Raw genomic sequence first — 20,105 nt, 5'->3', positions numbered from 1 at the left:
CGCCCTCAGGGTTGCGTGGCCAGCACCCGACGGCGGTAGCAGACCAGCGCGGCCGCCACCGCGCACAGCGCGGTCAGCGCCGCCGCCGCGATCCGAAAGCCCTGCCCGATCTGGAATTCGGTGGCCGCACGCTCGATCTCGGCCAAGCTGTGCTCGGCGCGGTCGTCGAACAGGATCGACGCCCTCGGCCACTGGTACAGGATCGACAGCAGAAACTGCCCGCTCACCAACGAGGCCAGCGAAAGTCCCAGCCAGCGCAGCCCGACCCGATAGCGCACCGCCGCCGCGGCCGCGATCAGCGCGCACAGTGTCAGCACACCACCGAGCGGGCGCATGACATCGCCGACCCTTACCACGCTCATGAACCGCTCGGTCAACTCCAGCGACTCCGGGATATCCCGATAAATGTTCGGATACAACAGCACCGTCTCCGCCGCCGTCGTAGCGAAGGCGAAACACGCGACCACCGCATATCCGGTCAGCAGGACCAGTGGGATCGTGACACTGCGCATAATGGCCTCCTCGGTCCGACCGTAGAACCGGGCAGCCGCGGGCGAATCCGGTGTCACCACCCATATCCGTCGCGCACAGCTCAGGGTCTACCCGGAGGCCTGTCGATCACGGTCCGAGCCGCGACGCGACTCGCCATCCGGCGGACCGCCCGCCTGCCACGGAAACCCCCGGTAGTGTCTCGCCTCGGCGATCACTCCGATCGTCTACTCCCCACTCTCCCAAGGGATATCGTATGCCTCGCTCGACACTCGCTGCCGTGCTCGTGATTTCGGCAGCCACCTGCATCGCGGGTATCGCCGCCGCGCCGACCGCCACGGCCGCTCCGCCCGAGGAGGCTCGGCTGGCCGGGTGCGATTTCGGCACCGTCGCGGGCACCTACGACTACGCGCGCTTCGACGAGCACGCGGGCCAGATGCTCGACATCACCACCGGGATGCTCCGGGCCGAGTTCGAGGAAGCCCGGTCGCGCATTCAGGCGAACGCGACCGCGAGCCACACGCGCTCGACGGTCGACTCGGTGGATTGCCGAGTCGTGTCCGGCGACAGGGCCGGCGCGGACGTGACCGTCGACGTGGTGCGGACGACGACCAGCGACGCCACCGACGGCATGCCGAAGACCAACAAGATGTCGCTGCTGGTCACCGTCGAGAACGTGGACGGCCGCTGGCTCGTCAACCGCGCCGAAACCAAGTAAGCGCCCGGGTTTACAGCGACTGCACCCAGTTGCGCAGCAGCTGAGCGCCGGCGTCGCCGGACTTCTCCGGGTGGAACTGGGTCGCCGAGAGCGCCCCGTTCTCCACCGCGGCGAGGAACGGCACGCCGTGCTCGGCCCAGGTGAGTTTCGGGGCGGCAAAGTGTTCGCCGGGCGGAAGTTCCCAGGTCTGCGCGGCATAGGTGTGGACGAAATAGAAGCGGGTGTCGGCATCCATCCCGGCGAACAACACGCTGTCCGCCGGTGCCGACACGGTGTTCCAACCCATGTGCGGCAGCACCGGCGCATCCAGGCGCTGCACAGTCCCCGGCCATTCCGCGCAACCGTCGGTTTCCACGCCGAATTCGACGCCGCGCTCGAACAGGATCTGCATGCCGACACAGATGCCGAGCACCGGGCGGCCACCGGCGAGCCGTTGGCCGATCATCCGCTCGCCCCGCACCTTTCGCAGTCCCGCCATGCAGGCGGCGTAGGCGCCGACGCCGGGCACGACGAGGCCGTCGGCGGCCAGCGCGACCGCCGAATCGGCGGTCACCTCGACCTCGGCGCCCGCCCGCACCAGCGCACGCTCGGCCGAGTGCAGATTGCCGGAGCCGTAGTCGAGCAGCGCCACGGACCGCACACTCACAACGTCCCCTTCGTCGACGGGACGCCATGCACCCGCGGATCCAACTCGACCGCGGCGCGCAAAGCCCGTGCCACCGCCTTGAATTCGGCCTCGGTGACGTGGTGCTGGTCGCGGCCGTACAGCACCCGGACGTGCAGCGCGATGCGGGCGTTCAACGCGATCGACTCGAAGACGTGGCGGTTCAGCACCGTGGAATACGGTGCGCCAGGGCCCCCGAGAGCGGAGCCTGCGGAGCGACCTCTAACAGGAGACCCGGGGATCACGGCGTGTAATAGGTGTTCCGGCTCGCCGGTGTGCACGCAGTAGGGCCGACCCGACACGTCGACGGCGGCGTGCGCCAATGTCTCGTCCATCGGAATGTAGGCGTCACCGAACCGGCGGATACCCACCTTGTCGCCCAATGCTTTTCCGAGCGCCTGGCCGAATACGATCGCGGTGTCCTCCACCGTGTGGTGCGCCTCGATCTCGATGTCGCCCTCGGCGCGCACGGTCAGGTCGAAGCTGGCGTGCGCACCGAGTGCGGTCAGCATGTGATCGTAGAACGGGACGCCCGTGGCGATCTCGGTCTTGCCGGTGCCGTCCAGGTCCAGCTCGACCACGATGCTGGATTCCTTGGTGACGCGCTCCACCCGCGCGGTTCTGTTCGTCATCGTTTCCTCCACAGGCGGATTCATCGGGGCGTGCGGTCGGTGTGGACCAGGACGCGGCTGACCTTCAGCAGCTCGTCGTTCTCCGCGGCGAGACCGATCGTGGCGCGCAGGTAGCCGGGGATGCCGACGTCGCGGATCAGCACGCCGTGGTCCAGGTAGCGCTGCCAGGTGCGGGCCGCGTCGGTGAACCGGCCGAACAGCAGGAAATTCGCGTCGCTGGGGATCACGTCGAAGCCGATGTCGCGCAACGCCGCCGCCACCCGATCGCGCTGCGCGGCCAGTTCCGCGACGCTGCCGAGGGTTTCGTCGGCGTGCCGCAGTGCCGCGCGCGCGGCCGCCTGGGTGACCACCGACAGGTGGTACGGCAACCGCACCAGCAGCATCGCGTCGATCACCGCGGGCGCGGCGACCAGGTACCCGAGGCGGCCACCCGCGAAGGCGAATGCCTTGCTCATGGTCCTGGTCACCACCAGTTTCGTCGGGAACCGATCGATCAACGCGATGGCGCTCGGCTGCGCGGAGAACTCACCGTAGGCCTCGTCCACCACCACGATGCCCGGCGCGGCTTCGAGGATCCGCGCCAGGTCGTCCTGCGCAATGCTGTGCCCGGTCGGGTTGTTCGGGCTGGTCACGAACACCACGTTCGGCGAGCGCTCCGCGATGGCGGTCACGGCGACGTCGATGTCGAGGGCGAAGTCCGCCTTGCGCTCGGCTTCGAGCCACTCGGTGTCGATGCCCTCGGAGATGATCGGGTGCATCGAGTACGACGGCACGAAACCCAGTGCGCTGCGGCCCGGTCCGCCGAATGCCTGCAACAGCTGTTGCAGGATCTCGTTGGATCCGTTTGCCGCCCAGACATTGTCGGTGTCGACCGCGACACCCGTTTGCCGGGTGAGGTATTCGGCCAGGTCGCTGCGCAGCGCCACCGCGTCCCGGTCCGGGTAGCGGTGCAGGTCGGCGGCGGCGGCGCGAATGGATTCGGCGACATCGTCGATCAGCGCCCGGCTCGGCGGGTGCGGGTTCTCGTTGGTGTTCAGTTGCACGGGCACCGTCAATTGCGGTGCGCCGTAGGGCTTTTTGCCGCGCAGGTTCTCCCGCAGCGGTAGGTCGTCCAGGCTGATGTCCGCGCCGGGCACGGTGGCCTGCCTGGTCATGTGAGCGCCTCGAACCGCGCCTGTACCGCCTGGCCGTGTGCGGGCAGGTCCTCGGCATTGGCCAGCGCGACCACGTGACCGGCGACATCCTTCAGCGCCGCCTCGGTGTAGTCGACGACGTGGATGCCGCGCAGGAACGTCTGCACGCTCAAACCCGAAGAGTGCCTGGCACATCCGGCGGTCGGCAGCACGTGATTGGAGCCCGCGCAGTAGTCGCCGAGACTCACCGGTGCGTACGCGCCGACGAAAACCGCTCCGGCGCTGCGCACCCGGGCCGCCACGGCGGCGGCGTCGGCGGTCTGGATCTCCAGGTGCTCGGCCGCGTAGGCGTTCACCACGCGCAGACCCTGCTCGATGTCGTCGACGAGCACCGTCCCGGACTGCTTGCCGCGCAACGCCTCGGTCACCCGGTCGGCGTGCTTCACCACGGTCAGCTGCCTGCTCAGTGCCGCGTCGACCGCGTCGGCCAGCTCCGCGCTGTCGGTGACCAGCACGCTGGCCGCGAGCACGTCGTGCTCGGCCTGACTGATCAGGTCCGCGGCCACGTGCACCGGGTCGGCGGTCGCGTCGGCCAGGATCGCGATCTCGGTCGGCCCGGCCTCGGCATCGATGCCGACCAGGCCGCGGCACAGCCGCTTGGCGGCGGTCACGTAGATATTGCCGGGTCCGGTGATCAGGTCGACCGGCTCCAGCTGCGCGCCGTCGGTATCGACGCCGCCGTAGGACAGCAGCGCGACGCCCTGCGCGCCGCCGACCGCCCACACCTCGTCGACGCCGAGCAGCCGCGCGGCCGCCAGGATCGTCGGGTGCGGCAGGCCACCGAACCGCGCCTGCGGCGGCGAGGCCACCACCAGCGAGCCGACACCCGCGGTCTGCGCTGGCACCACGTTCATCACCACGCTCGACGGGTAGACCGCGTTGCCGCCGGGCACGTAGAGCCCGACCCGCTCGACCGGCACCCAGCGTTCGGTCACCGTGCCGCCGGGCACCACCTCGGTGGTCTTGTCGGTGCGCCGCTGATCGGCGTGCACCTTCCTGGCGCGGGCGATGGATTCTTCCAGCGCCGCGCGCACGGCGGGGTCCAGCTCGGTCAGTGCCTTGTCCAGCTCGGCCGCGGGCACCCGCACGGTCGCCGGGGTCACCCCGTCGAACTGTTCGCTGTACTCCTGCGCCGCCGCAACGCCATGATCACGGATCGCTTCCACCACCGGCCGCACCTGATGCAGCACCGAGTCCACGTCGACTCCCCCGCGCGGCAGCGCGGCGCGCAGCTCGGCAACGGAGGGAGTGCGACCGCGCAGATCAACGCGGGCGAGCTCGATGCGGGATGTCATGTGGTGTCGATCCTTGTCTTCAGCCGAATCCGCAACAGGAAAGTTGCAGCTACCAGCCTAACGTTCCGACGCCAGCCGTTATCCGGACGGTCTGCTCAGGTAGGCCCCGCGTCTCAGGCGCAGCGGCGGCGTAGCTCGGCGACGCCGTCACCGGCCAGCTCATCGACCGCGACTGCGCGTCCGACGACCGCGAGCGCAATCGCCTCCCCCGGGCCGCGCACCTCGGGCCCGCTGCCCTTCGACCAGCTGACATCGGTGGCCACGAACCGCAGTCCCTTGGTGCGACGCCATGGCAGGGCGAACGGGTCGGGATGGTCGAGGACGGTGGTGAGGCGATCCGCCGGGATCGTCCGCGTCCGGCCGAGCGGCCTGCGGATGTCCTGCTGATGGACCATGACGTCCGCCAAGATCAGTCTCGGCGCGTACTTGGCGATCCGTCCTGCTTCGGCTTCGAGCTTGTCCACCAGCACCGTGGTCGGGAGCGCCTTGGCCTTTTCCACCAGCCGCCCGTTCAATCCATCGATCGAGAACCCGGATCGGGCAGCAATCGCGCCATAGGTCGGCAGTGCGATGGTGTCGTAGAGCAGGTGCCCGACGACGTCACGCACCCGCCAGCCGCGACACAGCGACGGAGCCGCCCATTCCTCGTCGCTCAACGTGCGCAGCAACGAAATCAGTTCGGCGCGTTCCTCGGCCAGCATCCCCCGCACATCCATGCCGAAAGGTTAGCGGCACGAACGCCTTTCAGGAAAGGGAGGGAAAGCGGGTATCGCTGTCGAGTAGCAGCTTGCCACCGGAGTTGATCACCCGAAGGGTCATCGGCCTGTCCTGGCCGTCGACAATGAGGCTGGCCAGCTCGATGTCGAGCGAACCGTCGGAGTTGTTGCCCCCTGAGGCCGCCCGGATGCTGGCGAAGTTTTCGACCGTATGCGTATTCCAGTACTGACGGAACGCCGCCTCGGAGCCGTAGAGCTTCTGCGCCGCGGGCGTCAGCGTGGACCACGACCCGCTCGCGTCGTCGTAGAACCGCTTCACCAGCGCCGCCGCGGGCCCCTCGGTGACCTTGCCATCGCTCGGGGTCTTACCGACCGCCCCGGCCGGGGCGGTCGAGCTCGTCCCACCGGTCGGGGAACTGGACGACGGCGGACTCGCCTGCACCGTAGGCGAATTGGTGTCCTGTTTCGTCATGGCGGCGAAGGCGATCGCCGCTACCGCGACGACCGCGCCGATCAGCGCACCGACCATGATGGCCTTGCTCTTGCCGCCGGACTTGCGCGGCGGCGCCGGTCTGGGCTGGGCCGTGGTGCGCGGGTGGGTCGCGGTGTTCGGCTGCGCGGGCCGCGGCGGCGCGGGCCTTGGGCGCGGCTGCCGTTCGGTCGGCTGGTGCACCGGCGCGGACACCGCCGAGGGGCGCAGCGCACGCGTCGCCGATTCCGGCGCGCCGTTGCGGCGGCGCACGAAAGCCTCACTGGCGGGGACGAATCCGGCGGTCACCGGCGCGGGGCCCGCATCGGCGAACGCGGCGAGGTGGTCGAGTGCGGCGCGCATGGTCGGCCGGTCGCGCGGTTCCGGGCTGAGCAGGTCGAGCAGGAAATCCGTTGCGGGACCGGCGTTTCGCGGTTCGCTCACCTGACCGTTGGCCGCCGCGTACAGCACGGCGAGCGGGTTGGCGTTCGCACCGTACGGCGGCTCGCCCTCCAGCGCGTGGAAAAGTGTTGCGCCCAAAGCGAAGACGTCCGACGCGGGGGTGGGGTCGGCGCCGCGGGCCATCTCGGGTGCGAGATAGGCGGCGGTGCCGCAGATCAGGCCGGTCTCGGTGAGCGTGACGTCGCCTGCCGCGCGAGAGATGCCGAAGTCGGTGATTTTCACCGTGCCGTGGTCGTCGAGCAGGATGTTGCCCGGCTTCACGTCGCGGTGCACGATGCCCGCGTCGTGCGCGGCGATCAGTGCCGAGGCGACCTGCTCACCGATCCGCGCGACCTGCGTCAATGGCAGTGGCCCCTGCGCGGACAGCACCCCGGCCAGACTGTTGGATTTCAGGTACTCCATCACCAGGCACGGATCGCCATGATGCTCGGTGATGTCGAACACGACGATCGCGTTCGGATGCTGGAATCGAGCGGCATTGCGGGCCTCTCGAATCGCTCGTTGGCGCACCACATCACGCTCGGCCTCGGGCAGGCTCGGCTTGATGTGGATCTGCTTGACGGCCACCGAGCGTTGCAAGCGCTCGTCGATGGCACGCCAAACAACACCTGTGCCGCCGCTACCAATCCGCTCGACCAGGCGGTAATGCTCCGCGATCAACTGACCGGTATCGATGGCGCCTACTCCGAACCTTCTCGAAATCGTGACATCCCGCATATTGCTTACTGACGCGGTCCGGGGACGAGTGTAGCGGGCCGCGGAACTTCGGTCCGCGCCAGCACGGGCATATTCTCCGCCCAGATCGGCGCGCCGGAACTAGCGCGCCGCGCGCAGCATCCGACCGGCCGCGTCGACCGCAGGACCGGAACTGTTCGCGTCGTTGACGAATACCGCAAACGCCAGGTCATCGGCGATGCCGACGAACCAGCCGTGTGCGTGCTTGTCATCAATGAATTCGGCGGTGCCGGTCTTGCCGAGCAGACCGGGAATGTCGCGCAACTGGGTTGCGGTTCCCGCGGTGACCGTCTCCCGCATCATGGTCTTCACCTGGTCGGCAACGGCCGCGGGCAGTGGTGCGGGGACCTTGTCCGGGGTGCCGGGCCTGCCCTGGACGATGGCGGGCGCTGGCACCGAGCCGTGCGCGATGGACGCGGCGACCAGCGCCATGCCGAACGGTGTCGCCGTCACCTGCCCCTGTCCGATCGCGGACTCGACGCGCAGCGCGGGGGTGTCCGCGGGCGGGACTTTGCCGGTGACCGTGGTCAGTCCGGGTGTGACGTAGTCGACGCCGAGACCGAGCTGTGCGGCCGCGTTCGTCAGCGCGTCGGCGGGCAGTTTCACCGCGAGCGCGCCCATGGTGGTGTTGCACGAACGCGCGAACGCGGTATGTAGCGGGACTTGTCCCAGGTCGAAATTGTTGTCGTTGGGGATCTTGCGGCCCTCGATATTCGCGACCCCGGGGCAGGGCAGCACCGTGTCCGGGGTGACCGTGCCCGCCTGCAACGCGGCGGAGACGGTGACCGTCTTGAACGTCGAACCGGGCGGGTAAAGGCCGGTGAACGCGATCGGCCCCTGCGCGTCGGCGGCTTCGTTCTGGGCGACCGCGACGACATTGCCGGTGGATGGTTGCAGCGCGACGATCGCCGCGGGCTGGGTGATCGGCGCCAGCGCCGCCTCGGCCGCGTGTTGCAGGTCGATATCGAGGGTGCTCGCGATGTCGGCGGTCGGCTTCGGATCCTGGCCGCCCACCCGCTGGGTGCCATCGGCGGTCTGCGCGCGCACCGCCCAGCCCGCGTTGTCGTCGGCGGTCTGCTGCCACAGCTCGGCGAGCCCGGACAGGGTGGGGGCGGCGAGGGCCTTGTCGGTGGTGAGCAGACGGGTCTGTGGTGCGAGCGTCACACCGGGCATGGCGGCCAACTGTGCCTGGATCGGCGCGATGTCGGTGTCGCGCAGGCTGATCGCGGTGATCGATTTGCCTTGCGCCGCAGCGAGTTCCGTTTGCAGTGACTGCGCGGTGATGCCGGGTGAGATCGGCTGGAGCAGCGCGGCGAGTGCGGCGGTGTCGGCGCCAGGACTCACATTGACCAGCGTGACCACCTGCTGAGTCATCAACTCCCCGCCGCTGGCGTCGAGGATGCGGGCAGGCTTCGGATAGACCGGGCTGTAGCTCAGCGGCCCCGCGGCCAATCCCGGTGCGACCGTGTCCGGATTCCACTTGACCTTCCAGCCGTCGCCGCCGTCGTTCGCGGTGCCGGTGGTGGTGTAGGCCCACTCGGCCTTGCCGTCCTTGCCGAGTTTCCAGGTGGCGGCCAGGGTGAAGGTGTCCTTGTCGATCGACCGGACGTCGAAGCGCACCTCCTTGCCGAGGCCGTCGTAGAGCTTGCCGAGGGCGTCGGACGCCTTGGCCGGGTCGTCGGTGAGGTCCGCCGCCGCGGCGACGTCGTCGCGGTTCAGCGCGTCGGCGAACTGGCCTACTACGGTGTCGGGCTGGTCCGGGCCGGACGAGCAGGCGGCGAGCACGAGCACGGGTGCGGCGAACAGGACGAGGGACTTCCGGTGGGTACGCACCCCGCCGACTGTATCGGTCGATCCCGGCCCGGCGGCGGAGGCTGCGCCGAGGTCGACCGATGGCACGCCCGGCTCAGCCTGCCCGTCGGGAGCCCTCGACCAGGGCGGCGGCATCGGCCTCGTCGAGCTCGATGTCGAACAGTTCGGCCAGAATCTTCGGCAGGTCCGCCGCCTCGATCAGCCGCGCGTCGCTCGTTCCGTCCGGCCGCTCGGTGGTCAGCGTGGTGCCGTCGATCGTCAGGTGGACATCCGGCCGGAACCGCTGGGCGTACGGGCGGGTGGTGAACGGCGAGCGGGGGGACGTCGAGACGAAGTGGTTGCCGACCGCGAAGTCGATGCGGTACTGCGGGTTCATCGTGAAGGCGTAGCGCTCGATCCAGCCTTCCTTGCCGAATTCGTGCACCACCCACAGATCGCTGTCCAGCTCGCCGCGGGTAAGCTCCAGCCGGAACTGCCACGCGCCCGCGCTGAATTCGCCGGTTTCCGTGGACAATTCGAAGGGTTCGAGCGGGCCTGCGCCGAATCCGACGTCGCACAACCACACTCGATCATCATCGCTGGTGGTCACGCGCAGCAGGGCGTGGGTGGCGGGGCGCAAGCCGGTCGTCGCGCCCATGCTCACCCGAGCGGTCAGCGCGGTGACACCGAACCCGAGCCGTTCCAGTACCGCCGCGAACAACCCGACGTGCTCAAAGCAGTAGCCGCCGCGACGCCGCTGAATCAGCTTGTCCTGCAACGCCTTCACGTCGAGCAGGATGGGACGCCCGAGCATGATCTCCAGATTCTCGAACGGGATCGAGGTGGTGTGCGCGTAGACCAGCTTGCGCAGCGTCCGCACCGTCGGTGTGCGTTCGCCGTCGAACCCGATGCGCGCCAGGTACCCGTCGAGGTCCAGGTCGGCGCTGTTCCAGTGGTAGGCCGGGTCCGTCGGCTTGCTCATCTCACCCTCACTTCGTCGTCGATATCGAGTACGTCAACCGCCGTGTCCACAATGATGTTCCCGTCCAGGTCGCTCGCCGCCGGTGGCGGCCGTCACGTCGTTCCGGAACTGCCGAGGCGATGGCCAGGCAATTCTGCCCCGCAGCGAGTATCAGGCGGCGCACTTGGCGTCAGGCGGGGCGGCGGGGGCGGTGGCGATGCCGTGTGCGACGTCGACCAGATAGTCGCGATCCAAGCCGTCGGTGGGCTCGGTGCCGAGGAGCAACCGTTCGACAACGCAGCCGCCCTCGAAGAAAGCCGGGCCCACGCTGTGATCGCCGGGGACCACCGCGCCGGTCAGGTCGCGACCGGTGACGATGGTGTACATCGAGGTCGGCTTGCCCGCGGCGAGCAGCCCGGCCCGCATCTCCAGCGTCGTCGCATACGGCACCACATCGTCGCCGGTGCCGTGGATCAGGAACGCGCGCCGCACGTCCATCCGCCCGGCCAGCAGCGCGGGCGAACGCTCGACGTAGGCCTGCGGGCAGACAACGGGCGTGCAGCCGCCCGCGTCGCGTTCGATCTGCGCGGGCAGGTCCGGGTCCACCGCGGACGAGCCCAGCCACATCGTGAAATCGTCTGCGGGACCGTAATTGTCGACCCAGTAGTCGAACAGTCCGCGCGGTCCGTGCGCCACCGCGAGCCCGCTCATGATGCCGCCCTGGCTCCATCCCCACAGGACCGTGCGCGCGATCGAACGGTGCTGGTCCCGGTACCACTGGGTCGCTGCCACGATGTCGCGCCAGCCCGCCCACAGGTTCCACTCGCCGGTCCGCCAGACACTGTCCGCCGAGCGCAGATCCATCGACAGCACCGGCGTACCGGTCCGGCGGGAGATCGATGTCAGATAGCCCGCATAGTCGGCGGACGACCCGTCGTGCCCGTGCACCGCGACGACCAGATCCGTCGGTGGGAGATCGCCCGGCCCGCACCGGAACGGCTCGTACACCCGACCCGTCGCGTCCTCGCCATCCACCGTCAACGTCACCGGCCGCACCGCCACCTGCGTCGAGCACTCCGGCTCGGCCACCGCGGGCGGTGCGACAGCGCCGGTCACCACGAACGCACCCCACAGCGCACTCACCGCAGTTAGAACGTATCCGCGCCTCATCCTCGAATAATGGCACGCCGATCGTCGTGAGCCGCCGCACCCGCCTGCTTGTTTCATCGCTACCGCGGTACCAGCTGCGTCGGCCACCCGCCGACCGCTTACACCGCAGCGGCGGACCGCAGGCTGACCAAAACACCACCGCCGACCGCCGCCGCACTCACCACTATGGCGAAGGCTGTCGCACCGCCCGTCAAACCGATTGCGTCGCTGAGGAATCCGGCAGCCACCGGGAGCACTGCGGCGGGCAGGTAGCCGCCCACGTTCTGCGCGGCGTTCGCCTCGGCGAGCCGGTCGGCGCCGACGCTGGCGCTGATCGCGGTGAGGCCGCCGAATTGGCCCAGGCCCTGCCCGATCCCGGCCAGTACCGCGGCTATCCCGAACAGCGCGAGCGAAGACAGCCGGAGCGACAGGAGCAACGTCAGCATGCTCGTCGTCGTGGCGACCGCGCCGCCGAGCAGAATCGCGCGCACCCGCAACCGCCGCACCGCGAATTGAATTCCGGTGGCGCCGAGGAACATCACGAACGCCAGCCCGCCCGCGATCACTCGATTGGTCGCACCGAGCAGATGCGCGAGCAGAGACGGACCCAGCGACAGCACGAACGAGGTCGATGTGATGCCAGGTGCGAAGACCGCGATACCGAGCAGCACCGCCGTCCGCCCGCCCGGTGCCACCGCGGGAATGCGAATCCACGGCCCGCGCCCGCCCGCGCCTTTCGGCATATCCAGCCGCACAACTACCCCGAAAGCCGAGACGAGCAGCGCGATCTCGACAATGAAAATAGTCACCGTCGGGCCGGGCACGGTCTCCGACAGCACACCGGACAGCAGTGGCCCGAACCCGGCGCCCAACACCATCGCCGACGAAGCCGCCAGTGCGGCAAGCCGTTTGCGCGCCGCGCCACCGACATCGGTCACCGCCGCCATCCCCGCGGACACGGCCGCGCCCACCGCGACTCCGGTGAGCAGGCGGGCAACAGCAAGCACCGCAACCGAACTCGCGGTGGCGAACAGCACACACGCCACCATCGCCAGCGCTATCGCGGGCAGCAGCACCGGTTTACGCCCGACCCGGTCCGACACCACCCCGGCGACCAGCAGCGCGCCGAGCAATCCGACGATGTAACCGGCGAAGATCGCCGTCAGGGTGCCGGCGGAGAAACCGAGCTCGCGCTGCCACACCACGTACAGCGGCGTTGCCGCGTTGGACAGCACGAACACCGCCATCACCGGCCACGCCGCCAACCACACGATGCCGTTCTTCGGCCGGTCCGCCCGCCCGGACTCCCGGTGCGCCGCAAGCATCGCCATTCCGACCTCCACTAGTTCGACTTTTCTCGTACTTATACGACTGGAGTCGAACCTAGCATCTAGTACGATAAAATACGTACAGGGCACCGACGACCTCAGGAGACCCGATGCCATCGGCCACCGCAGCCCCCGATACCCGACTCCCCGAGCCGGACCGCGCCGACCTGCGTCTCGACCAGATCTTCGCCGCGCTCAGCGACCCGCTACGGCTGACCATGGTCCAGAAACTCCTGACCGAATCCCCCGACACCGATCGCTCGTGCGGCTGGTTCAACCTCAAGCGGCCGAAATCCACCCTCACCCACCACTTCCGGGTGCTGCGCGAAGCAGGCGTGACCAGACAGCAGCGCTATGGACTCGAGCGCCGCAGCAAGGTCCGCATCGACGACCTCGAGGCCCGCTTCCCCGGCTTGCTCGACCTGGTCCGCGCCTGGGACCCAACGCCATGACGCGGCCCGCGTGTGACTAACCACCACAGTTGTCACCGGGGGCGGTCGTCGACCTGGGCGTAATCGAGGTGCTGATCACGGTATCTGTCACCGCTTTTCCATCGTATGTGTCACCGATCTTGCTGGTGAACGCGCCGGTAGCCGTGTGCAAGCACTCTCGTTCATCGCGCGACGTTGGTGCCGCGTTCGCTGCTTGTAACGCGGGGGGGTCTTGTCGAACCGTCAGTCCGTGCGCTGCGGAGAATCCCTGTGCGGCTGAGGAAGGCGAGGGTGCGGCCAGTGTTGCCAACATCGCCACCTCGGCCCGGTCAGTGCGCAACGATCGTCTTCGTGACTGCGCAAGTGCGGGCTGACGACATTACGGCGTGGGTAGAACGGCTTACCGCGGCAGCTGAGCGGGGTGAGCCACTCGATCTGGCAGAAGGGCTTGCTGCCGACTCTGCCGCCCGGAATCCGGCCGATGGCGATAAGTGGGGACCTGACCGCCAGATACCGGCGGCCGCGCTGCGCACAGTCTTGATCGACCGAAATCTTGCTGTCGATCCCCATGGGGTTCGGATCAACGGCGCTCGGATCATCGGCCCGGTCGATCTGGAAAACGTCAAGTTCGAGCACCCTCTACACCTCACGGCATGCCGCATCGAGGATCACATCGATCTGACGGGTTCGACGTTAAAAGAACTGAACCTCAACAGTTCCCACATCAAATCACTCGGCCTCGACCAGGCGACGATCACCGGCGGCCTGTTCGCCAACGACGGGTTCACCGCCACCGGGGAGGTCCGGGCCCTCGGTGCGAAGATCGGCGGCCAGCTCTCGCTGAACGGTGCCACCCTCACCAACTCCGACGGCTACGCCCTGTCCCTCGATGGGGCGACGATCACCGGCAGCCTGTTCGCCGCCGACGGGTTCACCGCCACCGGGCAGGTCCGCGCCATCGGCGCGAACATCGGCGGCCAGCTCTCACTGAGGGGTGCCGCCCTCACCAATCCCGACGGCAACGCCCTCTACCTCGATCAGGCGACGATCACCGGCGGCATATTTGCCGACGACGGGTTCACCGCCGCCGGGGAGGTCCGCGCAATCAGCGCGACCATCGGCGGCCAGCTCTCGCTGAACGGTGCCACTCTGACCAACCCAGACGGCGACGCCCTGGCCCTCGATCAGGCGACGATCACTAGCGGCCTGTTCGCCGACGGGTTCACCGCCACCGGGCAGGTCCGCGCCCTCAGCGCGACCATCGGCAACCAGCTCTCGCTGAACGGTGCCACCCTCACCAACCCCGACGGCAACGCCCTGACCCTCGACCAGGCGACGATCACCGGCAGCCTGCTCGCCGAAGACGGGTTCACCGCCACCGGGGAGTTCAGCGCCCTCGGCGCGAAGATCGGCGGCCAGCTCTCGCTGAACGGTGCCACCCTCACCAACCCCGACGGCTACGCACTGTCCCTCGATGGGGCGACGATCACGGGCAGCCTGTTCGCCGACGACGGGTTCACCGCCACCGGACAGGTCCGCGCCCCCGCCGCGACCATCAGCGTTCTCTCGCTGAACGGTGCCACCCTCACCAACCCCAACGGCTACGCCCTCTACCTCGAGTCCAGTGACATCACAACGTTGAGGTTGACCCCAGCTCACGTCGACGGGACAACCGATCTGACCCGGGCCACGATCACCGATCTGCGGACCTCACCGAAGATCCCGCCGCTCGGGCGGCTGATCGCCACCGGTTGGCAGATCACCGATGTCCACGGACTGATCCGTACCGACCGCCTCGCCGCGACACAATGGCTGAAGTCCACTCCCCCAGGGCACGGGTTCACGGCCCAACCCTGGCACGCACTGGCTGCGGTCTACGACCGTAACGGACAACCCGCCGACGCACGCCGACTCCGATTCACCGCCGCGAACGAAACCACCGCACACGCCCCCTGGTCAACGAAACCGCTGCGCTGGATATATCTAGCTGTCGCCGGGCACGGCTACTACCCACTGTGGGCCGCCGTGTGGCTCGCGGGAGCACTACTTCTCGGGGTCTTCATTACCGACCACAACACCGAACACTTCGTCCCCACCGACCGGGCCGCCGCGGACAAAACCGCAGCGGCGCACGCCGCCGAAACCCACACGCCCGCACCCCAACCGATCACCGCCGCCGATTCCTGTAGCCGCTACCCCGCCTATCCGTGCTTCAACACATTCAACTACACCCTCGCCGGTGTCCTCCCCGCCGCGACCGGAGTAACGAAAGCCGACTGGGCCATCAGCTCCACCGCCCCCGCCGTCCTCACCCTCGGTCTCCCCGCCCTACGCACCCTCGCCTGGATCTTCACCGTCGTCCTCCTCGCCGGTGTCACCGGACTACTCCGCAAAGGCTAGCCAGATATCCATCTCACGAGGCCGCTGTCGGCCGCTGCGGAGGAAGGCTCGGCAGACCGTAGCTCGAGCCATCCGCTATACCGCTGAGCGCGAGTTCGATCAGGCGGCGCCGAACCGGCCGCGCCTACGGGTGCGTGTCCGTGATCGCGATGACCTCGTCGAGGCGGTCCAGGGCGGCCTGCAGGTCGTCGACCTTGGCCTGGATGCGGTCGCGCTCGGCGCGAAGCATGGCTCGCTGCTCGGCGTCGGTGTGCCCGGAGTCCCAGCATGGAAGGAGTTCGGCGATTCTTCGGCTGGTCAGTCCAGCGGCGTACATCTGCTGGAAGAAGCGAACCAGGGTGACGGCGTCCTGCCGGTAGAGGCGCTGGCCGGATGGGCTGCGCTCGGCGGTGAGCAGCCCTTGTTGCTCGTAATAGCGCACGGCGCGCACCGAGACACCGGCGCCGCGCGCCACGTCGCCGATACGGATCAGGTGCTCGGTCGCCGTATCCGTGACGGTCATGGTGACTCCTCTCACGCCGCGTTCCGCGGACCCAATGCTTGCCTCTGACGTCAACGTCAGGTTTTAGTGTGCCTGACATGGATATCAACAACTCAGTCGCCCTCGTCACCGGAGCAAACCGCGGCCTGGGCCGCGCCCTGGCCCAGGCCCTGCTCGAACGGGGCGCCCGCAAGGTCTACGCGACGGCTCGTCGTCCCGAAACCGTGGATCTGCCCGACGTCGAGGTGATAGCTCTCGACGTCACTGACGCCGCATCTGTGCGCGCCGCCGCCCACGCAGCGCCCGACGTCTCGCTACTGGTCAACAATGCGGGCATCCAGACGGGCACCGACCTGGTGACCGGCTCGCTCGACAGCGTGCGCCATGAGCTGGAGACCAACGTGTTCGGTGGGCTGGCCATGATCCGGGAGCTCGCACCGGCGCTCGCAGCGAACGGCGGGGGTGCGGTCGTGAACATCCTTTCTGCCATGTCGTGGTTCGGGGTCAACGGCGCCAACTCCTACCACCTGACCAAGGGTGCCGCCTGGGCCATGACCAACGGGGTGCGCCGGGAGCTCGCCGAGCAGGGCACCCTCGTGACGGCGGTTCACTTGGGCCTGGCCGACACCGACATGGCGGCCGGGTGGACGGTGAACAAGCTCGCGCCGTCGGACCTGGCCGCCGCCGTCCTCGACGGTGTCGAGAACGACTCCGCCGAGGTCCTGGCCGACCAGTGGAGCCGGGACGTCAAGTCCAGGTTGCCGCTGACCCCGGAGGAGTTCAACACCGCGATGGACCGCGCCCTCGCGGCGCTGACGGCGGCTTGAGCGGCCTCGGGCGACGCTGCCTTCGGGCAGATATGGTGGTCAGCCGCACTGCGGGCTTCGGGCGTTGATCCGAACCATCGAAAGCTAGGATTCGCCTATGCGTTCGATTGATGTGACCGAGCGGCGCGCTCGGCTGGCCATCCGCCACCGGCTCGCGGCGGCGACCAGGTCCGACGACGTCGCCGAGATCGCCCGGTCACTGGTCGCCCTGCACGCGACCGATCCGGCGACGGTGTTCCTGTCCGTCGGGGCGCGCAGCAACACCGCCACCCCGGCCGATGTCGAGCTGGCGCTCTACACCGATCGGACGCTGCTGCGCATGCTCGCGATGCGGCGCACCATGTTCGTCGTTCCGGTCGAGTTGGTTCCGGTGTTGCAGGCGTCGTGCGCGGATGCGTTGGCGCACAAGCAGCGACGCAATTACGGCAGGTATATCGAGATGGCGGGCGTCGTCGACGGCGATGTGCAGACCTGGCTCGCCGAGGTGGAAGCCGAAACGCACGACGCGCTGCTCGCCAGGGGCGCGGCCACCGGCGCGCAGCTGAGCAAGGATGTGCCCCGGCTGCGCACCCAGGTGAATACCGCGCCGGACAAGGCATATTCGAAGCCGACCAACATCACCACCTGGGTGCTGGTGACACTCGGCTGCGAAGGCCGCATCGTCCGCGGCCGCCCGAACGGCGGCTGGACCAGCAGCCAGTACACCTGGGCGCCGATCGAATCCTGGCTGCCCGACGGTGTTCCGGCGATGCCGATCGAACAAGCACGCGCCGAACTGATCCGGCAGTGGCTGCACGCCTTCGGCCCCGCCCCGATCACCGACATCAAGTGGTGGACCGGCTGGGGTCTCGGCGAAGTCCGCAAGGCACTCACCGACCTCGACCTGGTCGAGGTCGACCTGAACGGCAGCACCGGCCTGCTGCTCGCCGACGACGCGGAACCCGTTGCGGCACCGCAACCTTGGGCGGCCCTGCTGCCCGCCCTCGATCCGACCCCGATGGGCTGGCAGTCCCGCGACTGGTACCTCGGCGCGCACGCACCGGCCCTGTTCGACCGCAACGGCAATGTCGGCCCCACCATTTGGTGGGACGGCCGCATCGTCGGCGGCTGGGCCCAGCGCAAGGACGGCGAAATCGTCTACCGCCTACTGGAAGACGTCGGCGCGGACGCTACGGCCATGATCGAGACCGAGGCCGCCCGAACCGCCGACTGGTTCGGCGACGTCCGCGCCATCCCCCGCTTCCGCACTCCCCTCGAACGCGAACTGACCGCCTGAGTCGGGTCACGCCGCGCAGGTGGCACCGGGTGGCGGCGCGGGGGCGGTGTCGATGCCAGCCAGTACGTCGGTGGTGTACTCGCGGGCTGGGCCGCCCATCGGCTCGCGATCGGTGAGCACGCGCTCCACCACACAGGCGCCTTGGAACCAGACCGGGCCGATCCAATGCGTGCCGGGGAGGACGGCGCCGTCGGGACCCCGGCCGGTGACGATCGTGTACATCGAGTACGGCTGGCCCGCCGCCGCGAGTCCGTTCTTCAGATCGAGCGAATGCTGGTACGGCACAATCGGATCGGCGGTGCCGTGAACCAGGAAGATCCGTTCGGCGGTCAGCTTCGCGGCGAGCGCCGCCGTGGACCGGTCGGCGTAGGCCTGCGGACAGTCCATGGGTGCGCAACCACCGGCGTCGCGCTCGATCTGCGCCACCTGCGGCAGGCCGAGGGTGTTGCCCAGATTCCAGTAGTCGACGGCATTGGACGGACCGGCGGTATTGACCCAGTAGTCGAACAGCCCGGCAGGCCCGTGCGCCAAGGCAAGTCCGCTCGTCATGCCGCCTTGGCTCCAACCCCACAGCATGGTCCGGCCGACCGAGGGATGCTCGTTCTTGTACCACTCGGTGGTGGCCACCACGTCATGCCAACCGGCCCATGGATTCCACTCCCCGGTTTTCCACACGCTGTTCCCGCCGCGTTGGTCGAGCGTCAGTAGCGTCGCGCCGGTGCGTCGCGCGATCGATGACATGACGTCGGGATAGTCGGCGGCCTTCTCGTTGAAACCGTGCACCGCGACGATCAGACTGCGCGGCGCGAGATCGCCGGGGCTGCATTGATATGGCTCATAAGCCCAGCCGTGCGATTGCTCACCGTCCACGGCAACCGCAATCGGCCGCATCGCCACCGCACCGGCCGCGCACTCCGGTTCGGCCGACGCCGACGGCGCACCGAGCCACGACAGCGCGAGCATTGTCGTAATCGACAGCAACGAGGCAAGCAGGCGACACCCGCCGTTCACCACGACATCGGGACGCACGCTGCCCCGATGGTGCTGCGTGACAATGGGGAACCGATCAGGGCGAGACGACACGTCCTTTGATCGGCGCCGGAGATCGTTCCGCTACATGTCCAGGCCGAGATCCAACACCCGGACCGAGTGCGTCAGCGCGCCGACGGCGAGATAGTCGACACCGGTCCTGGCGTAGTCGGCGGCGACATCGATGCCGAGTCCACCGGAGGATTCCAGTTTCGTGTCCGGTGCCGTCGCGTTGCGCCGTTGCACGGCGGCCTGGGTCTGCCACAGCGGGAAGTTGTCCAGCAGCACGAGTTCCACGTTTTCGGCGAGGACGGCGTCCAACTGTTCGAGGCTGTCCACCTCGACCTCGCAGGCAATGTCGGGGGCGAGTGCGCGGACGGCACGCAGGGCATCGACCACCGAGCCCGCCGCGACGACGTGGTTGTCCTTGATCAGCGCGGCGTCGCCGAGCCCCATCCGGTGGTTCACCCCGCCGCCGACCCGGACCGCGTACTTCTGCAGGGCACGCAGGCCGGGCAGGGTCTTGCGGCTGTCCCGGATCTCGCACTCCGTGCCCGCGACCGCATCGACCCAGGCTGCGGTGGCGGTGGCGATCCCGGAAAGATGGCAGACCAGGTTGAGCATGGTGCGTTCGGCGGTGAGCAGGCCGCGGGTGGGAGCGACCACGGTGAGGACGGATTGTCCTGCGGTGACCCGGGTTCCGTCGGCGACGCGGCCGGTGACCTCGTAATTCCCCGCGCCGATCACCTCGTCGAGCACCAGCAGCCCGACATCGAGCCCCGCCACCGTCCCCGCCTGTCGCGGCACCACCGACGCCTTCACCACCGCATCGGCGGGCACCGTAGCCTCCGTCGTGATGTCCGGCCCGTACCGCAGGTCCTCATCCAGCGCAGTCCGAATAAGCGCAAGCACCCCATCCAGATCCAGCCCGCTAGCCAAACCCATCAACCCCACACTCCTACTCTCACGTCATGTTCGTCCGCCGCGTGTGGCACACCGTGGCGGAGGGTTCTCGCTGTTCGCCGAAACGTTGTGCCAGTCACCAACACCGGTCGGCTC

The 20,105-nt window shown here is 68.6% G+C and carries 19 protein-coding genes; 5 read left to right on the top strand and 14 right to left on the bottom strand.

All coding sequences use genetic code 11. The features are described 5' to 3' along the window. Nucleotides 1-5: 5 nt before the first annotated feature. Nucleotides 6-512 (bottom strand): hypothetical protein, encoded by a 507-nt coding sequence (locus KV110_RS12245; protein WP_218476021.1) that lies wholly within the window; start codon nt 510-512, stop codon nt 6-8. 233 nt (nt 513-745) lie between these two features. Here KV110_RS12245 and KV110_RS12240 point away from each other — a divergent pair, with 233 nt between their 5' ends. Then, the gene (locus tag KV110_RS12240) at nt 746-1,207 is read left to right on the top strand and encodes a hypothetical protein (RefSeq protein WP_218476019.1); all 462 of its coding nucleotides are present in this window, start codon (nt 746-748) and stop codon (nt 1,205-1,207) included. A gap of 10 nt (nt 1,208-1,217) precedes the next feature. On the opposite strand, the gene hisH is transcribed toward KV110_RS12240, so the two are convergent. The 10 genes from hisH to KV110_RS12190 form a co-directional block, all read right to left on the bottom strand. Further along, nucleotides 1,218-1,853 carry an imidazole glycerol phosphate synthase subunit HisH gene (gene hisH / locus KV110_RS12235; RefSeq protein WP_218476017.1) on the bottom strand — a complete coding sequence of 212 codons (636 nt, stop codon included), beginning with the start codon at nt 1,851-1,853 and terminating at the stop codon, nt 1,218-1,220. Continuing rightward, complete coding sequence (hisB, locus tag KV110_RS12230) at nt 1,850-2,503, bottom strand: imidazoleglycerol-phosphate dehydratase HisB (RefSeq protein ID WP_218476015.1); 654 nt, start codon at nt 2,501-2,503, stop codon at nt 1,850-1,852. Before hisB ends, hisH begins: the two co-directional genes overlap by 4 nt. 20 nt (nt 2,504-2,523) lie before the next feature. After that, entirely contained in the window at nt 2,524-3,657 is a 1,134-nt protein-coding gene (locus KV110_RS12225) for a histidinol-phosphate transaminase (protein WP_218476013.1), read from the bottom strand. Continuing rightward, nucleotides 3,654-4,991: a histidinol dehydrogenase gene (gene hisD, locus KV110_RS12220; RefSeq protein WP_218476011.1), complete on the bottom strand. Its 1,338-nt coding sequence runs from the start codon at nt 4,989-4,991 to the stop codon at nt 3,654-3,656. Before hisD ends, KV110_RS12225 begins: the two co-directional genes overlap by 4 nt. 113 nt (nt 4,992-5,104) lie before the next feature. Then, complete coding sequence (locus KV110_RS12215; protein ID WP_246634489.1) at nt 5,105-5,707, bottom strand: maleylpyruvate isomerase family mycothiol-dependent enzyme; 603 nt, start codon at nt 5,705-5,707, stop codon at nt 5,105-5,107. Nucleotides 5,708-5,735: 28 nt separating this feature from the next. Continuing rightward, nucleotides 5,736-7,355 carry a serine/threonine-protein kinase gene (locus KV110_RS12210; RefSeq protein WP_218476009.1) on the bottom strand — a complete coding sequence of 540 codons (1,620 nt, stop codon included), beginning with the start codon at nt 7,353-7,355 and terminating at the stop codon, nt 5,736-5,738. 99 nt (nt 7,356-7,454) lie between these two features. Continuing rightward, the gene (locus KV110_RS12205) at nt 7,455-9,206 is read right to left on the bottom strand and encodes a penicillin-binding transpeptidase domain-containing protein (RefSeq protein ID WP_246634488.1); all 1,752 of its coding nucleotides are present in this window, start codon (nt 9,204-9,206) and stop codon (nt 7,455-7,457) included. A gap of 73 nt (nt 9,207-9,279) precedes the next feature. Then, on the bottom strand, nt 9,280-10,146 hold the full coding sequence (locus KV110_RS12200; protein WP_218476006.1) for an arylamine N-acetyltransferase family protein: 867 nt from the start codon (nt 10,144-10,146) through the stop codon (nt 9,280-9,282). Nucleotides 10,147-10,296: 150 nt separating this feature from the next. Further along, nucleotides 10,297-11,268 carry an alpha/beta hydrolase family protein gene (locus KV110_RS12195; RefSeq protein WP_246634487.1) on the bottom strand — a complete coding sequence of 324 codons (972 nt, stop codon included), beginning with the start codon at nt 11,266-11,268 and terminating at the stop codon, nt 10,297-10,299. Nucleotides 11,269-11,393: 125 nt separating this feature from the next. Then, on the bottom strand, nt 11,394-12,605 hold the full coding sequence (locus KV110_RS12190; RefSeq protein WP_218476002.1) for an MFS transporter: 1,212 nt from the start codon (nt 12,603-12,605) through the stop codon (nt 11,394-11,396). A gap of 107 nt (nt 12,606-12,712) precedes the next feature. Between KV110_RS12190 and KV110_RS12185 the strand changes: the two genes are divergently transcribed. Beyond that, nucleotides 12,713-13,054: an ArsR/SmtB family transcription factor gene (locus tag KV110_RS12185; RefSeq protein ID WP_218476001.1), complete on the top strand. Its 342-nt coding sequence runs from the start codon at nt 12,713-12,715 to the stop codon at nt 13,052-13,054. A gap of 330 nt (nt 13,055-13,384) precedes the next feature. Continuing rightward, complete coding sequence (locus KV110_RS12180; RefSeq protein ID WP_218475999.1) at nt 13,385-15,433, top strand: hypothetical protein; 2,049 nt, start codon at nt 13,385-13,387, stop codon at nt 15,431-15,433. 124 nt (nt 15,434-15,557) lie between these two features. Here the strand turns inward: KV110_RS12180 and KV110_RS12175 are convergent, their stop codons facing one another. Next, nucleotides 15,558-15,935, bottom strand: a complete 378-nt coding sequence (locus KV110_RS12175) for a MerR family transcriptional regulator (protein WP_246634486.1) — start codon at nt 15,933-15,935, stop codon at nt 15,558-15,560. Between the two features lie 77 nt (nt 15,936-16,012). Between KV110_RS12175 and KV110_RS12170 the strand changes: the two genes are divergently transcribed. Together KV110_RS12170 and KV110_RS12165 are read left to right on the top strand one after the other, a co-directional pair. Then, nucleotides 16,013-16,741, top strand: coding sequence for an SDR family oxidoreductase (locus tag KV110_RS12170; RefSeq protein ID WP_218475997.1), 729 nt, complete (start codon nt 16,013-16,015; stop codon nt 16,739-16,741). Nucleotides 16,742-16,838: 97 nt separating this feature from the next. Next, nucleotides 16,839-18,017, top strand: a complete 1,179-nt coding sequence (locus tag KV110_RS12165; protein ID WP_218475995.1) for a winged helix DNA-binding domain-containing protein — start codon at nt 16,839-16,841, stop codon at nt 18,015-18,017. A gap of 6 nt (nt 18,018-18,023) precedes the next feature. Here KV110_RS12165 and KV110_RS12160 read toward each other — a convergent pair whose 3' ends face one another. Together KV110_RS12160 and nadC are read right to left on the bottom strand one after the other, a co-directional pair. Next, nucleotides 18,024-19,046, bottom strand: a complete 1,023-nt coding sequence (locus tag KV110_RS12160) for an alpha/beta hydrolase family protein (RefSeq protein WP_246634485.1) — start codon at nt 19,044-19,046, stop codon at nt 18,024-18,026. Nucleotides 19,047-19,130: 84 nt separating this feature from the next. Further along, nucleotides 19,131-19,991 carry a carboxylating nicotinate-nucleotide diphosphorylase gene (gene nadC / locus KV110_RS12155; RefSeq protein WP_218475993.1) on the bottom strand — a complete coding sequence of 287 codons (861 nt, stop codon included), beginning with the start codon at nt 19,989-19,991 and terminating at the stop codon, nt 19,131-19,133. Nucleotides 19,992-20,105 lie beyond the last annotated feature (114 nt).

The organism is Nocardia iowensis (genome assembly GCF_019222765.1).
GTDB classification, from domain to species: domain Bacteria; phylum Actinomycetota; class Actinomycetes; order Mycobacteriales; family Mycobacteriaceae; genus Nocardia; species Nocardia iowensis.
This window is presented reverse-complemented; position numbering and strand designations above follow the sequence as displayed.

Excerpts from the sequence above, each read along its gene's own strand:
- KV110_RS12245 (WP_218476021.1), bottom strand. The coding sequence starts at position 512 with ATGCGCAGTGTCACGATCCCACTGGTCCTGCTGACCGGATATGCGGTG.
- KV110_RS12240 (WP_218476019.1), top strand. The coding sequence starts at position 746 with ATGCCTCGCTCGACACTCGCTGCCGTGCTCGTGATTTCGGCAGCCACC.
- hisB (WP_218476015.1), bottom strand. The coding sequence starts at position 2,503 with ATGACGAACAGAACCGCGCGGGTGGAGCGCGTCACCAAGGAATCCAGC.
- KV110_RS12225 (WP_218476013.1), bottom strand. The coding sequence starts at position 3,657 with ATGACCAGGCAGGCCACCGTGCCCGGCGCGGACATCAGCCTGGACGAC.
- hisD (WP_218476011.1), bottom strand. The coding sequence starts at position 4,991 with ATGACATCCCGCATCGAGCTCGCCCGCGTTGATCTGCGCGGTCGCACT.
- KV110_RS12215 (WP_246634489.1), bottom strand. The coding sequence starts at position 5,707 with ATGGATGTGCGGGGGATGCTGGCCGAGGAACGCGCCGAACTGATTTCG.
- KV110_RS12210 (WP_218476009.1), bottom strand. The coding sequence starts at position 7,355 with ATGCGGGATGTCACGATTTCGAGAAGGTTCGGAGTAGGCGCCATCGAT.
- KV110_RS12200 (WP_218476006.1), bottom strand. The coding sequence starts at position 10,146 with ATGAGCAAGCCGACGGACCCGGCCTACCACTGGAACAGCGCCGACCTG.
- KV110_RS12190 (WP_218476002.1), bottom strand. The coding sequence starts at position 12,605 with ATGGCGATGCTTGCGGCGCACCGGGAGTCCGGGCGGGCGGACCGGCCG.
- KV110_RS12185 (WP_218476001.1), top strand. The coding sequence starts at position 12,713 with ATGCCATCGGCCACCGCAGCCCCCGATACCCGACTCCCCGAGCCGGAC.
- KV110_RS12175 (WP_246634486.1), bottom strand. The coding sequence starts at position 15,935 with ATGACCGTCACGGATACGGCGACCGAGCACCTGATCCGTATCGGCGAC.
- KV110_RS12170 (WP_218475997.1), top strand. The coding sequence starts at position 16,013 with ATGGATATCAACAACTCAGTCGCCCTCGTCACCGGAGCAAACCGCGGC.
- KV110_RS12165 (WP_218475995.1), top strand. The coding sequence starts at position 16,839 with ATGCGTTCGATTGATGTGACCGAGCGGCGCGCTCGGCTGGCCATCCGC.
- nadC (WP_218475993.1), bottom strand. The coding sequence starts at position 19,991 with ATGGGTTTGGCTAGCGGGCTGGATCTGGATGGGGTGCTTGCGCTTATT.